The 14,001-nt window shown below is 63.2% G+C and carries 11 protein-coding genes; 3 read left to right on the top strand and 8 right to left on the bottom strand.

Annotation, left to right across the window (positions count from 1 at the left end; translation table 11 throughout):
• Positions 1–186 precede the first annotated feature (186 nt).
• Positions 187–642: a tRNA (uridine(34)/cytosine(34)/5-carboxymethylaminomethyluridine(34)-2'-O)-methyltransferase TrmL gene (trmL, locus tag G7Z99_RS04855; protein ID WP_181092454.1), complete on the bottom strand. Its 456-nt coding sequence runs from the start codon at positions 640–642 to the stop codon at positions 187–189.
• Here trmL and G7Z99_RS04860 point away from each other — a divergent pair.
• Complete coding sequence (locus G7Z99_RS04860) at positions 641–1,078, top strand: hypothetical protein (RefSeq protein WP_181092455.1); 438 nt, start codon at positions 641–643, stop codon at positions 1,076–1,078. The two genes, trmL and G7Z99_RS04860, sit on opposite strands and share 2 nt — an antisense overlap.
• Before the next feature lie 212 nt (positions 1,079–1,290).
• On the opposite strand, the gene ntrC is transcribed toward G7Z99_RS04860, so the two are convergent.
• From ntrC to glnA, 4 genes are all read right to left on the bottom strand, one after another.
• Positions 1,291–2,721 (bottom strand): nitrogen regulation protein NR(I), encoded by a 1,431-nt coding sequence (gene ntrC, locus G7Z99_RS04865; RefSeq protein WP_181092456.1) that lies wholly within the window; start codon positions 2,719–2,721, stop codon positions 1,291–1,293.
• Positions 2,718–3,803, bottom strand: coding sequence for a nitrogen regulation protein NR(II) (gene glnL / locus G7Z99_RS04870; protein ID WP_181092457.1), 1,086 nt, complete (start codon positions 3,801–3,803; stop codon positions 2,718–2,720). The genes ntrC and glnL overlap by 4 nt, the downstream gene beginning before the upstream one ends.
• A 254-nt stretch (positions 3,804–4,057) precedes the next feature.
• Positions 4,058–4,600 (bottom strand): chorismate mutase, encoded by a 543-nt coding sequence (locus G7Z99_RS04875; RefSeq protein WP_181092458.1) that lies wholly within the window; start codon positions 4,598–4,600, stop codon positions 4,058–4,060.
• 146 nt (positions 4,601–4,746) lie between these two features.
• Positions 4,747–6,153 (bottom strand): glutamate--ammonia ligase, encoded by a 1,407-nt coding sequence (glnA, locus tag G7Z99_RS04880; RefSeq protein WP_181092459.1) that lies wholly within the window; start codon positions 6,151–6,153, stop codon positions 4,747–4,749.
• 330 nt (positions 6,154–6,483) lie between these two features.
• Between glnA and thiI the strand changes: the two genes are divergently transcribed.
• Both thiI and typA read left to right on the top strand, forming a co-directional pair.
• Entirely contained in the window at positions 6,484–7,938 is a 1,455-nt protein-coding gene (gene thiI, locus G7Z99_RS04885; RefSeq protein WP_181092460.1) for a tRNA uracil 4-sulfurtransferase ThiI, read from the top strand.
• Positions 7,939–8,065: 127 nt separating this feature from the next.
• The gene (gene typA, locus G7Z99_RS04890) at positions 8,066–9,886 is read left to right on the top strand and encodes a translational GTPase TypA (RefSeq protein ID WP_181092461.1); all 1,821 of its coding nucleotides are present in this window, start codon (positions 8,066–8,068) and stop codon (positions 9,884–9,886) included.
• Positions 9,887–10,041: 155 nt separating this feature from the next.
• On the opposite strand, the gene G7Z99_RS04895 is transcribed toward typA, so the two are convergent.
• From G7Z99_RS04895 to G7Z99_RS04905, 3 genes are read right to left on the bottom strand one after another with little or no spacing between them, the layout of a single operon-like run.
• Positions 10,042–11,391, bottom strand: a complete 1,350-nt coding sequence (locus G7Z99_RS04895) for a TolC family outer membrane protein (RefSeq protein ID WP_181092462.1) — start codon at positions 11,389–11,391, stop codon at positions 10,042–10,044.
• A gap of 20 nt (positions 11,392–11,411) precedes the next feature.
• On the bottom strand, positions 11,412–12,926 hold the full coding sequence (locus G7Z99_RS04900; RefSeq protein ID WP_181092463.1) for a DHA2 family efflux MFS transporter permease subunit: 1,515 nt from the start codon (positions 12,924–12,926) through the stop codon (positions 11,412–11,414).
• A complete protein-coding gene (locus tag G7Z99_RS04905; RefSeq protein ID WP_181092464.1) occupies positions 12,923–13,990 on the bottom strand; it encodes an HlyD family secretion protein in 1,068 nt (355 codons plus the stop codon). Before G7Z99_RS04905 ends, G7Z99_RS04900 begins: the two co-directional genes overlap by 4 nt.
• Between the last annotated feature and the right edge of the window lie 11 nt (positions 13,991–14,001).

A 14,001-nucleotide genomic window follows, 5' to 3' on the forward strand; every position in this document is an offset into this window, starting at 1 on the left:
CACGTTGATCGTTCAGCGAAGCGACTACCGCCATCGCGGGCAAGCCCGCTCCCACAAGGCCAATCAGTAGGCTGATGCTGGGGCAGTGGCTTGGAATGAGGGACGGTTGGACTTGCCAGCGATAGGGCCGGCGACTTCACTGCCTCGCTCGTTCACTGCCGTGAACCCGTCGAACGCCGCTGCGCCTCACGCGAAGCCTTGCTGCCGCCATGCCTCATACACCGCCACCGCCACGGTATTGGACAGGTTCAAGCTCCTGCACCCAGGCTGCATCGGCAGTCGCACCCGCTGTTCGGCCGGCAGGCTGTCGAGCACGTCGGCCGGTAGCCCGCGGCTCTCCGGCCCGAACAGAAACGCATCCCCTGGCACGTAGGCCACCTCGTGGTACGGGTGCGACGCCTTGGTCGTGAACGCGAACACACGTGGCTGTCCCAGGCTTTCCAGGCACTGCGCCAGGCTTTCGTGACGCTTGAGCGTGGCATACTCGTGGTAGTCCAGCCCGGCACGGCGCAGGCGTTTGTCGTCCAGCTCGAAGCCGATCGGTTCGATCAGGTGCAGGGCGCAGCCACTGTTGGCGCACAGGCGAATGATGTTGCCGGTATTCGGCGGAATTTCAGGTTGAAAAAGGATCACGTGAAACATGCACGGCTCCAAGCACGAAGATGGCGAGCATTCTACCCCTGAACCGGACCCGCGTTATAAGGCCTGGAAGCGCATGCTGCTGTCCTTGGCGTTGTTCGGGGTGCTGGTCGGCCTGATGATCGGGCGTCTGACCACACCCCAGACGCCCGTGCTCGAACAGATCCAGGTGCAGGAAGGTGGCCTGGACCTCTGGTTCGACGAGGCGCCGAAACTGCACGGTGAGCTGGTCGACGGCACTGTGGCCGTGCTCTTCGAGGCGACGGGTACGCCGGCGCGTGGGCATGTGCAATGGCAAGGCAAGCCTGTGGCCTGGCAGGTACGTGCACGCAAGGAGGGAATGTTTCTGACTCTGGTGGCCGCTCGCCCCCTGCACGGTGACTGGCACGGTGCAGAGGAGGCGGGGCGCTGGCGGGTGCGGGTGACGCTGCGCGAATAAAAGAGGGGATGTCTCGGCCTGCCTGTACCGAGGTCCCCAAAACGGTAAGTACCTGGACTATTGCAGATGCCGTGCCAGGTTCGGAAAACCCCGTGAAACCGCCGCGCGTGGCGGTAGCTCGACCAGGATGACCCGTGAAAGTGCCTTGATGCGGTGCAGCAGGCACACGCACGGTGCATTCGGCGCCTCCCTGCGCCGTTCCTCACCCCCTGTCAGTCGGCATCATCCTCTTCCGAGCCGCCGACGTTCATTTCCAGTTCCTTGATTTTGCGCGTCAGCGTGTTGCGCCCCCAGCCCAGCAGCACGGCGGCATCGCGTCGACGCCCCGCCGTGTGCTTGAGTGCGGTCTCGATCATGATCCGCTCGAAACTCGGCACGGCGCTGTCCAGCAGGCTGGTCTGGCCGCGCGCCAGGGCCTGGTCGGCCCACTGGCGCAAGGCCTGTTCCCAGTTGGAGACCGGCGCCGCGTCCTGAGGCAGGTTCAACAGCTCAGGCGGCAGGTCGCCGATCAGCACCTCACGGCTCGACGCCATCACGGTGATCCAGCGACAGGTGTTCTCCAGTTGGCGAACGTTGCCCGGCCAGGGCAGGTTGCGCATGAACGCCTCGGTCTCCGGCTTGAGCAGTTTTGGCTCGACCGCCAGCTCCTGCGCGGCGCGACCCAGGAAGTGCCGCGCCAGGGTCGGGATGTCTTCACGGCGATCGGCCAGGCGTGGAATGTGGATGCGGATCACGTTCAGGCGATGGAACAGGTCCTCGCGGAACTTGCCCGCCTGCACCAGGGTTTCCAGGTTCTGGTGGGTCGCCGCGATGATGCGCACATCCACTTTCACCGGAATGTGCCCGCCTACCCGGTAGAACTCACCATCGGCCAGCACGCGCAGCAGTCGGGTCTGGGTGTCGGCAGGCATGTCGCCGATCTCGTCGAGAAACAGCGTACCGCCATCGGCCTGTTCGAAGCGGCCACGGCGCAGGTTGGCCGCCCCCGTGAACGCGCCTTTCTCATGGCCGAACAGCTCGGACTCCATCAGGTCCTTGGGGATCGCGGCCATGTTCAGGGCGATGAAGGGCGCGGCAGCACGTGGGCTGTGTCGGTGCAGGGCATGCGCCACCAATTCCTTGCCGGTCCCGGACTCGCCGTTGATCAGGACGGTGATGTTGGAATGGCTCAATCGCCCGATGGCCCGGAAGACCTCCTGCATCGCCGGCGCCTCGCCGATGATCTCGGGCGTACGGGCCAGGGCCGCCGGCGCGCTCAGGCCTTGTTGTTCCTGCGCATGCTGGTTGGCGCGCTTGACCAGCGCCACGGCTTCGTCGATGTCGAACGGCTTGGGCAGGTACTCGAACGCGCCCCCCTGGTAGGACGCCACGGCACTGTCCAGGTCGGAATGCGCGGTCATGATGATCACCGGCAGCCGCGGATACTGCTCGCGGATCTGCGCTAGCAGGTCCAGGCCACTGGCGCCCGGCATGCGGATATCGGAAATGATCACGTCCGGCTGCTGGCGAGCCAGGCGGCCCATGACACCGTCGGCGCTGTCGAAACTCTGGGTGTTCATGCCCTCTTGCTGCAGGGCTTTTTCCAGCACCCAGCGGATCGAGCGGTCGTCGTCGACGATCCAGACGGTTTCACTTCGACTCATGAGACGGTGGCTCCTTGTTCCAGGGGCAGGAAGATCGAGAACGTGGTGTGGCCTGGATGGCTGTCACATTCGATCAGGCCCTGATGCTGGCTGATGATGTTCTGGGTGATGGCCAGGCCCAGCCCGGTACCGTCCGGGCGTCCGCTGACCATGGGGTAGAAGAGGGTGTCCTGCAGCTCGGCAGGAATGCCGGGGCCGTTGTCGATGATCTCGACACGGGCCACCAGGCGGTGCCGGGTATGGCCGATGGTGAACTGGCGCATGGCGCGGCTGCGCAAGGTGATGCGGCCCAGGCGCAGCTCGTTCTGCGCACCGATCGCCTGCATGGCGTTGCGCACGATGTTCAGCACGGCCTGGATCATCTGCTCGCGATCGATCAGCACGTCCGGCAGGCTCGGGTCGTAGTCGCGCACCAGGGTGATGACGCCCTGGCTTTCGGCCTCCACCAGGCTGCAGACCCGCTCCAGCACCTCATGGATGTTGGTCATGGCCAGCGAGGGCAACTTGTTCGAGCCCAGCATGCGGTCGACCAGGTTACGCAGGCGGTCGGCTTCCTCGATGATCACGTTGGTGTAGTCGCGCAGGTCATCTCCGGGCAGCTGCCGGGCCAGCAACTGGGCGGCGCCACGGATGCCGCCCAGCGGGTTCTTGATCTCGTGGGCCAGGCCACGCACCAGCATCTTGGTGGTCTCCTGCTTGGACAGTTGCGCTTCTTCCTTGGTGATGCGCAGCAGGCGGTCACGCGGGTGCACTTCCAGCAGCAACAAGGTCTGGCCTTGATTGAGGATCGGCGTGACGGCGTAGTCGACGGTCAGGCTCTGGCCATTGAGCGAGGTCAGCTGCGCTTCGCGCTTGGTGAAGGGGTGGGCCTGTTCGACGGCCTGGCGCAGCGAATTGAGCGCCTCGGCCGACTCGGTGAACAGCTCGCTGATGAACTGCCCGTGGCTGCGCTGACCACTGACCGCCAGCAGCATCTCGGCGGCCGGGTTCATGTATTCCAGGCGCAGCGCACTGTCGAGCAGTAGGGTGGCGGTGGTGAGGTTGTCCAGGAGCAGACGGTGCAGCGCATCACTGATGGTCATGGGGCGTCGTCGACCTCTTTTGGCACATGGCTGCCTCGGTGCGGACCGTCGGCGGGCGCCTTGGCGATCCATGGTTCCCGAGAAATGCAAGAAACAAACCAAGGCTCCGAAAAGAAGCGGCGTTTCGATGAAAAGACCTATATTCGGGCGTGCCCTACCCAAGGTGGGCAGTGTTCTCCCGATGAGTGCCCCATAAAAGAGTGCGCGTGCCCTGGCCCTCGGGTGAAGCGCACCAAATTAGAGCATCGACTGTATCAGGCCTCTTCGCACAGTTGCAGGGTGGCAACGCCGAGCGCCGCTTGTCGGAGGATGTCGTTCGAGCGGGAAATCGTTGCGTGACCCAACCACGGTTCGCAGGCTACGGCATCGGGTTTTTCGAAGAGAGCAAAGCTGCGTAGCAGTTCGTGCTGCAAGGCGTCGAGTTGAGGTCGCAGCTCGGTGCGCAAGTCTTGGCGCGGCGTGTTGGGCGCCTGTTGGCTGTTCCTCCAACGGTCCAGCAGGATCAGCTGGATCAGCTTTCCGGCGTTTATCTGATTGACGAAGAACGCTTCTGCCCGGTCGGGATCCAGCCCATGCTTTGGCGCTTCACGGCGCACGCTGGCGATGATCTGTCGCTCGCGCTCATCGTCCTGAACGGGTTGTCCAAGGTCCCACTTGTGCAAGGCGACGGCTTCGGCAATGTCCAGCCTGCGCTCGATGAGGTCCAATAGGGGTTCCAGTCTCGATTCGACGGGCGTGGCAGAGGAGACACTGGCGAAGGCAGTCAGGATCAGCGGCAGGAGCAGGGTAGGGCGCATGGGAGCGTCTCCGGGGGGCAAGACGTCGAGTCTGCTCTTTGTGCCCAGGCGCTCAAGTCAGACGCTTCCCAAATAGCGATCGGAAAATGAAAAACGGCCTCCAGAGGAGGCCGTTTCGTATGACTCGACGTCAGGACGTCAGTGCATTACAGGCTGTAGTACAGGTCGTACTCCAGTGGGTGCACGAAGGTGCGCACCTTGATTTCTTCTTCGGACTTCAGCTCGATGTAGGCATCGATGAAGTCGTCGGAGAAGACGCCGCCCTTGGTCAGGAAGGCGCGGCCCTTGTCCAGCTCTTCCAGGGCTTCTTTCAGGCTGCCGCAGACCTGCGGGATCTGCTTGGCCTCTTCTGGCGGCAGGTCGTACAGGTTCTTGTCGGCGGCGTCGCCTGGGTGAATCTTGTTCTGGATGCCGTCCAGGCCCGCCATCAGCAGAGCGGCGAAGCACAGGTATGGGTTGGCCGCCGGGTCCGGGAAGCGCGCTTCGATACGACGGGCCTTCGGGCTGGACACGTACGGGATACGGATCGAGGCCGAGCGGTTGCGTGCCGAGTAGGCCAGCATGACCGGCGCTTCGAAGCCTGGCACCAGACGCTTGTAGGAGTTGGTGGCCGGGTTGGTGAAGCCGTTCAGGGCCTTGCCGTGCTTGATGATGCCGCCGATGAAGTACAGGGCGGTGTCGGACAGGCCGGCATAGCCTTCACCGGAGAAGGTGTTCTTGCCGTCCTTGGAGATCGACATGTGCACGTGCATGCCCGAGCCGTTGTCGCCGTACAGCGGCTTTGGCATGAAGGTCGCGGTACGACCATAGGCGTCGGCGACGTTGTGCACGCAGTACTTCAGGGTCTGGACTTCGTCGGCCTTGGCCACCAGGGTGTTGAACTTCACGCCGATTTCGTTCTGACCGGCGGTCGCCACTTCGTGGTGGTGAACTTCGACGATCTGGCCCATTTCCTCCAGGGCGTTGCACATGGCGGTGCGGATTTCGTGGTCGTGGTCGACCGGCGGCAGCGGGAAGTAGCCACCCTTGACGCCTGGACGGTGGCCCTTGTTACCGCCTTCGACGGCCTGGTCGGTCATCCAGGAACCCTGCTCGGAGTAGATCTTGAACATCGAGCCGGAGATGTCGGACTTGAACTTCACTTCGTCGAAGATGAAGAACTCAGGCTCCGGGCCGACGAACACGGTGTCGCCGATGCCGGTGGACTTGAGGTATTCCTCGGCGCGACGGGCGATGGCACGTGGGTCGCGGTCGTAGCCTTGCATGGTGGACGGCTCGATCACGTCGCAGACCAGGATCAGGGTCGGCTCTTCGGTGAACGGGTCCAGCACGGCGGTGCTGTCATCCGGCAGGAGGATCATGTCGGACGCTTCAATGCCTTTCCAGCCCTCGATGGAGGAGCCGTCGAACATCTTGCCAGCTTCGAAGAAGTCGTCTTCCAGCGCATCGCGAGCTGGCATGGTGACGTGTTGCTGCTTGCCTTTGGTGTCCGTGAAACGCAGATCAATCCACTTGACGTCATGATCTTTGATGAGTTGAACCGACTTCGACATGTTGTCCTCCGGATGGTCTAGGACGCGGTAGGCCGCTGCCCTGGAAAAGGGTGTCGCTGGGCCCGCATAGTCGGCCAAGCTTACCTGCCTCACAAGGGAGCAAATTGCATGCCAGTGCCCGAAAATGGCCAGTCAGCGCCACCTGCATGCCTGAGCGCGGCATTAGGCCGATGTGTGCGGTTGGACGCGCACCCTTTGGAGGCAAGATTTCAAATGGTCGCACCAAATTGGGGCGTGGCAAACCGTTTGTACAAAAGTTGCTCAAATCCTCAGGCATTTCCGCTATAATTCGCGCCCCTCATTTTCGGCAGGCATGCGCGCACCGCTTTCATGAAACTTATCGTCAAAGTCTTCCCAGAGATCACCATCAAGAGCCGGCCGGTGCGCAAGCGCTTCATCCGCCAGCTTGGCAAGAACATCCGTACTGTGCTCAAGGACCTGGATCCGGCGCTGTCGGTCGATGGTGTCTGGGACAATCTCGAGGTCAACACCCAGGTCGAGGACGAAAAGCTCCAGCGCGAGATGGTCGAGCGCATGAGCTGCATGCCGGGTATCGCGCATTTCCTGCAGGTCGAGGAATACCCGCTGGGCGACTTCGACGACATCGTCGACAAGTGCCGCGCGCATTTCGGCCCGCTGCTGGCCGGCAAGCGTTTCTCGGTGCGCTGCAAGCGTGCCGGGCATCATGACTTCACCTCGATGGACGTCGACCGCTACGTCGGCAGCCAGCTGCGCCAGCAGTGCGGCGCCGCCGGCATCGACCTCAAGCACCCCGAGGTGGAAGTGCGCCTGGAGATCCGTCACCAGCGCCTGTTCATCGTGCACACCCGTCACCCCGGCATCGGCGGCTATCCGCTGGGTGCTCTGGAGCAGACCCTGGTGCTGATGTCCGGCGGCTTCGACTCCACGGTCGCCGCCTACCAGATGATGCGCCGCGGCCTGATGACCCACTTCTGCTTCTTCAACCTGGGTGGGCGCGCCCACGAGCTGGGCGTGATGGAAGTCGCCCACTACCTGTGGAAGAAGTTCGGCAGCAGCCAGCGCGTGCTGTTCGTCAGCGTGCCGTTCGAGGAAGTGGTCGGCGAGATCCTCGGCAAGGTCGACGACAGCTACATGGGCGTGACCCTCAAGCGCATGATGCTGCGTGCCTCGGCCACCATCGCCGAGCGGCTGCAGATCGACGCGCTGGTCACCGGCGAGGCGATCTCCCAGGTGTCGAGTCAGACCCTGCCGAACCTCGCGATCATCGACCAGGCCACCGACAAGCTGGTCCTGCGCCCGTTGCTGGCCAGCCACAAGCAAGACATCATCGACACCGCCTACCAGATCGGTACCGCCGAGTTCGCCAAGCACATGCCCGAATACTGCGGCGTGATCTCGGTGAACCCGACCACCTGCGCCAAGCCGCACCGCGTGGTGCGTGAGGAGCAGGAATTCGACATGGCGGTGCTCGAGCGCGCCCTGGAACGCGCCCGCTTCATCTCGATCGACAACGTCATCGACGAGTTGGGCAAGGACGTGGCGGTCGAGGAGGTCGGCGAGGCGCTGCCCGGCCAGATCGTCCTCGACATCCGCCACCCCGATGCCCAGGAAGACGCGCCGCTGCTGCTCGACGGCATCGAGGTTCAGGCGTTGCCGTTCTACGCGATCAACAACCGGTTCAAGCAGCTCGATGCCAACCGGCAGTACCTGCTTTATTGCGACAGAGGCGTCATGAGCCGCCTGCATGCGCATCACCTGCTCAGTGAGGGACATGCCAATGTGCGTGTTTATCGTCCGACATAAGACGCCGGGGCTGTATGGCGGCAGTATCCGCCATCGCCCTCCCGACCAACGGGCCTGCTGAGCACTGTTTGTTCTTATTGGCCGCCTACACTGGGCGGCGACCGAATCCTCTGATCGAGATACAGTTGTGATCGAAAATCTGCGTAACATCGCCATCATCGCCCACGTCGACCATGGCAAGACCACCCTCGTCGACAAGCTGCTGCGTCAGTCCGGCACCCTGGAGCGCGGCGAGCTCAATGACGAGCGCGTCATGGACTCCAACGACCAGGAAAAAGAGCGCGGCATCACCATTCTGGCGAAGAACACCGCCATCAACTGGAACGGCTACCACATCAACATCGTCGACACCCCCGGCCACGCCGACTTCGGTGGCGAGGTGGAGCGTGTGATGTCGATGGTCGACTCCGTGCTGCTGCTGGTCGACGCTCAAGACGGCCCGATGCCGCAAACCCGCTTCGTGACCAAGAAAGCCTTCGAAGCCGGCCTCAAGCCGATCGTCGTGATCAACAAGGTCGACCGTCCGGGCGCGCGTCCTGACTGGGTTCTGGACCAGATCTTCGACCTGTTCGACAACCTCGGCGCCACCGACGAGCAACTGGACTTCCAGGTCGTCTACGCCTCGGCCCTGAACGGCATCGCCGGTCTGGACCACACCGCCATGGCCGAAGACATGACCCCGCTGTACCAAGCGGTCGTCGATCACGTGCCTGCCCCAGCGGTCGACCGTGACGGCCCGTTCCAGATGCAGATCTCCGCGCTGGACTACAACAGCTTCCTCGGCGTCATCGGCGTCGGCCGCATCGCCCGTGGTCGCATCAAGCCGAACACTCCGGTCGTTGCCATCGATGCCGACGGCAAGAAGCGTAACGGCCGTATCCTCAAGCTGATGGGCCACCACGGTCTGCACCGTGTGGACGTCGAGGAAGCCCAGGCCGGCGACATCGTCTGCATCAGCGGTTTCGACGAGCTGTTCATCTCCGACACCCTGTGCGACCCGACTGCCGTCGAGGCGATGAAGCCGCTGACCGTCGACGAGCCGACCGTTTCCATGACCTTCCAGGTCAACGATTCGCCGTTCTGCGGCAAAGAAGGCAAGTTCGTCACCAGCCGCAACATCAAGGACCGTCTGGACAAGGAACTGCTCTACAACGTGGCCCTGCGCGTTGAAGAAACCGATTCCCCAGACAAGTTCAAGGTCTCGGGCCGTGGCGAGCTGCACCTGTCGGTACTGATCGAAACCATGCGTCGCGAAGGCTTCGAACTGGCCCTGGGCCGTCCGGAAGTGATCATCCGCGAAGTGAACGGCGCCAAGCAGGAACCGTTCGAAAACGTCACCATCGACATCCCTGAGGAATCCCAGGGCAAGGTCATGGAAGAGATGGGCCTGCGTAAGGGCGACCTGACCAACATGGTCCCGGATGGCAAGGGTCGTGTGCGCCTGGAATACAACATCCCGGCTCGCGGTCTGATCGGCTTCCGTAACCAGTTCCTGACCCTGACCAACGGTGCAGGCATCCTGACCTCGATCTTCGATCGCTACGACAACGTGAAGTCCGGCCACATGTCCGGTCGCCTCAACGGCGTTCTGGTTTCGGTCGAGACCGGCAAGGCCCTGACCTACTCGCTGGAAACCCTGCAAGCGCGCGGCAAGCTGTTCGTCGAGCATGGCCAGGAAATCTACGGCGGCCAGATCATCGGTCAGAACAGCCGCGACAACGACCTGGGCGTCAACCCGACCAAGGGCAAGAAGCTCGACAACATGCGTGCTTCGGGTAAAGACGAAGTCATCGCCCTGGTGCCGCCGGTTCGCTTCACCCTGGAACAGGCGCTGGAATACATCCAGGAAGACGAGCTGTGCGAAGTGACGCCGAAGTCGATCCGTCTGCGCAAGAAGATCCTCGACGAAGGCGAGCGTACCCGCGCTGCCAAGAAAGCCAAGAACTGATTGGCTTGGTAGGGTGCCGGTCCTGAAAGGGAGCGGTGCCCAGGCCATCGGACCCACAGGTCCCTGAACGCCCGGTGCTCTGCACCGGGCGTTCTGCATTCTGGCGCAAGCCAGACGCCAGGGTTCGACAGGCGGCGCTCAGGGCGCGTAGGCGTTCACTGCAGCCAATCACTCACACGACGCAGGCTGGCATCGTCCAGGCTCCCGCTGGAGGCCAGCAGCTCGAGCTGGGCCATGAGTACGGTGTGACGCTGCTCGGCCAGCCGCTGGCGGGTGTCGCTGACACGCTGCTGGGCATCGAGTACGTCGGTATCGAGGCGTGCACCGGCCTCGAACTCGTGAGTCACCGCGCTCAGGTTGGCCTCGCTCGACACCAGCGCCTGCCTGAGTGCCTGGTAGCGACTCAGGCCACTGGTGACGCGCAGGTAAGCCTGACGCGCGCTTAGGGCCGCCGTGCGGCGCGCTTCTTCCAGTCTGTCGCGGGCTTTGTATTCCAGTGCCTGCGCTTCGCGAACCTGACTCATGGTGCGCCCGCCGGCGTACAGCGGAATGTCCAGTTTGAGGCCGACCACCGTCTGGCGGTAGCGTGCCTCTGGCAAGGTCACGTCGTACAGGTCGCCGCCTACGGCAGAAAAGCGCCCGTGGGCGGCAATCAGATCGACCGTCGGCAAGTGCCCGGCGCGCTCACGCTCGATGCCCATGTGCGCCGTACGTTGGGCGAGCTCGGCGGCCTGGACAGCCAGGCTGCTGGTCTGCGCCTGGCGTGCCCAGGCATCCATCGACGCCGGCTCCGGCGTCTGGAAACGAATGTCATGGCCAAGGCTGGCCAACGGCATGCGGCGGCTGGCGGTCAACTGCGCCAGTGCTTCGATGGCCAGGTCCAGTTGCCCTCGGGCAGCGATCTGGTCGGCCTGGGCTCCGTCATGACGGGCCTGAACCTGTGCCAGCGCGTTCTCGGTAGTAGCTCCTTCGTTCAGCAAGCGCTGGATTCGCGCGCGCTGCTGGACCAGCGTGCGTAGCTGTCGCGCACGCGTTTCCAGAACTTCCTGAGCCAACAGAACGTCGAAATAGGCGCGCGATACACGCAGCATCAGGTCCTGACGCGCCTGCTCGACCTCTATCTCACCCGCGCTCACCAGCAGTTTGCTCTGGTCGTGGGCGATCACGTTCTGCCAGCGCAGCAGCGGTTGAGTCAGCACGACCGCATAGGCACTGGAATGATCGCGGTTACGTCGATAGTGATCGCTCTCCTGCGCATCGACCCAGGCGGCGCCTCCGGTGGCCGAAAGGCTGGGCAGCAGATCGGCACGACGTTGCACCTGTTGCTCTGCCGTCGCGGCGGTCTGGGCCTGCACGGCGGCCAATGCCATGTCATGGGTGAGCGCGCGCTGGTAAAGCGCATACAGGTCGCTGCCCGATGCCGGCGACCAGACCAAGGACAATGTCAGCCCACCGAGCAGGACCAGCGAGGAGGAGAAGTCAGGGTAAAGCCTGGGAATACGCACGGGATGGCTCCATCGAATGGCTAGCGGGCAAGGGTGCTGCGACGCATGAGCAGCACCATGGGAAGACCGATTGCCATGACGGCTCCCAAGGTGCCGAACAGCATGCTGAAGGCCAGCATCTGCGCCTGCTCGCGCGCCTCCAGATAAGGCATCAGGACGATCGACTGCTGGCCTGACAGGCCCAGTGACAGGAACAGCGGATCCTTGGCGGTACCGCCCCAGCCTCCCGCCACCAGCGCTGACTCGGTGACATGCTCGGAGAGCAGGCGATAGCGCTCCCAGGCATAGCGCGTCAGCAAGGTGGCGGCGATGGCGATACCGACGCTGCCGCCCAACTGGCGCATCAGGTTGAGCACGCCAGAGCCTCCCGAGACCAGGTGCACTGGCAGTCGGCGCATGGCCAGGTTGGTCAGTGGCACGAAGATCATGCCCAACCCCAGGCCACGGATGACCAGCGGCCAGTAGAGCGTGTCGGGGTTGCTCGCCAGGGTGAACTGCGTATGCAGGTACATCGCATAGCAGTACAGGGCGATGCCCAAGGTCACGAACACGCGTTCGTCGATCTTGTTCTCTTGCGAAAGCTTGCCGATGACCAGGGTGCTGATGGCGCTGGCCACAGCGCCTGGGAAAATTACCAGCCCGCTCTGGTAGGCGCTTTGCTGGAGCAGCGTCTGCAGGAACAGCGGCACCATGAACAGTGTGCTGTACAGGCCGAAGCCGACGCAGAAAGCGCATATGCACCCCATCAGGAATTCACGGTCCTGAAACAGCGCGACGTTCACGATCGGCTGGGCCGCCCGTCGTTCCCACCAGAAGAACCCCAGCAGGCTGAAGGTGCTCAGCAACAAGCACGCCACTGTCCAGTCCGACTCGAACCAGTCCCAGTGTTCGCCGCGCTCCAGCAGGATCTGCAAGCTGCCGACGCCAACGGCCAACAGGCAGAAGCCGCTGTAGTCGACCTGGCTGGGCTTGCGCTCATTGGCCGAGTCGGTGATGCACAGCCAGCACAGCAGCAGGGCGACCGCGCCGATCGGCAGGTTGATCAGAAATATCCAGTGCCACGACAGCGCGTCGATCAGGTAACCGCCGACGCTCGGTCCCAGGGTCGGCCCCATCATCACGCCAACGCCGTACAGCGCCATGCCCGTGCTGACTTTTTCCTTGGGGAACACGTCGTAGATGATGGCTTGCGAGATCCCCAGCAAGCCGCCGCCGGCCAGCCCTTGCAGCACTCGAAAGCCCACCAGTTGCCAGAGCTCGTTGGACATCGCGCACCCCAGTGACGCGACTACGAAAGTGGCTGTCGAGACCAGGTAGTAGCGACGTCGACCGAACCAGGCCGAGAGCCAGCCGCTGGCCGGCAGAATCACGACGTTGGCTACCACATAGCCGGTCGAAACCCACGAAATCTCATCGACCGATGCGCCGTAGCTGCCCATCAGGCTGGGAATGGCGACGTTGACGATGGTGACGTCCAGCAACTCCATCATCGACACCAGCGTCACCGTAAAGGCGATCAGGTACGGCGACTTCATGGCACTGCACCATCTGGCTCATGCGCCTCGACCTCGACGAAGGCGCTCATGCCAGGGCTCAGCAAACGACTGTACGAGGTTGGAACGTCGTCCAGCGCGATTCGCACTTGGACGCGCTGGACGACCTTGGTGAAGTTGCCGGTCGCGTTTTCCTGTGGCAATAACGAGAACCGTGCGCCTGTGGCAGGCGCCAAGCTCTGTACCGTCCCGGCAAAGGTCGTGTCAGGGAACGCATCCACCGTGATTCGAGCCTTTTGTCCGATACGCACACGCCCGACCTGGGTTTCCTTGAAATTGGCCGTGATCCACAACGGTTCGATGCCGATCAGGCTCATCAGCTTCTGACCGGCCACCACGTACTGACCAGGTTCCACCTCTTTCTTGGACACGATGCTGGGCAGTGGCGCTGTCTGCCGGGTGTCTTCGAGCCGGATCCGTGCAAGCTCGAGTTCGGCCCGGGCTGCGGTGATGCGGTAGTCCTGTGCCTTGAGTTCGGCCTGATTGGCCAACGTGTTCTGAGCGGCGGCGCGCGAGTTGCCCCGTGCCACCTCCTGAGCGTGATTCAACGCATCGAATCGCGCCTTGATCGTCTCCAGGTCCTGAGTGCTGGTTGCGCCCTGGGCGTGAAGGCGACGGGCACGCTGGTAATCGTTGCGCGCCTGCTCGAGGGTCGCGTGCGACTGCGCCAGAGCGGCCTCGGCCGCCTGACGTCGCGCCATGGCACCCAGGATCTGGCTGTCCAACTGGCCTGGGCTGCCATCCTGGCCAGCTGTCACACGCAGTGCTTGCCAATGGGCCTGGCGCTGCGCAAGCTGCTGGCGGTACTCGCTGTCGCGGACCTGAAACAGCAGGTCACCGGTGGCCACTGGCATATTGTCGGCGACCGGCACCTGTGTCACCACGCCGGAGAGCTTGGCGCGGACCGGAATGATCACACCGTCGAGCTCGGCATTGTCGGTGCTGACATAGGCCTTGGCATAAGCCCACCGTTGCCAGCCTAGCAACAGCAGGCCGCCGATCACGCCTGCACAGAGCGTCAGCTTGATGAGCTTACCCTGGGTCATGTCTTGCGTAC

It is taken from the genome of Pseudomonas entomophila, assembly GCF_013523165.1.
Classification (GTDB): Bacteria; Pseudomonadota; Gammaproteobacteria; order Pseudomonadales; family Pseudomonadaceae; genus Aquipseudomonas; species Aquipseudomonas entomophila_A.

Bases quoted from the DNA above. Each gene is read 5' to 3' on its own strand.
- G7Z99_RS04860 (WP_181092455.1), top strand. From the start codon at position 641: ATGCACGGCTCCAAGCACGAAGATGGCGAGCATTCTACCCCTGAACCG.
- trmL (WP_181092454.1), bottom strand. From the start codon at position 642: ATGTTTCACGTGATCCTTTTTCAACCTGAAATTCCGCCGAATACCGGC.
- ntrC (WP_181092456.1), bottom strand. From the start codon at position 2,721: ATGAGTCGAAGTGAAACCGTCTGGATCGTCGACGACGACCGCTCGATC.
- glnL (WP_181092457.1), bottom strand. From the start codon at position 3,803: ATGACCATCAGTGATGCGCTGCACCGTCTGCTCCTGGACAACCTCACC.
- G7Z99_RS04875 (WP_181092458.1), bottom strand. From the start codon at position 4,600: ATGCGCCCTACCCTGCTCCTGCCGCTGATCCTGACTGCCTTCGCCAGT.
- glnA (WP_181092459.1), bottom strand. From the start codon at position 6,153: ATGTCGAAGTCGGTTCAACTCATCAAAGATCATGACGTCAAGTGGATT.
- thiI (WP_181092460.1), top strand. From the start codon at position 6,484: ATGAAACTTATCGTCAAAGTCTTCCCAGAGATCACCATCAAGAGCCGG.
- G7Z99_RS04900 (WP_181092463.1), bottom strand. From the start codon at position 12,926: ATGAAGTCGCCGTACCTGATCGCCTTTACGGTGACGCTGGTGTCGATG.
- G7Z99_RS04905 (WP_181092464.1), bottom strand. From the start codon at position 13,990: ATGACCCAGGGTAAGCTCATCAAGCTGACGCTCTGTGCAGGCGTGATC.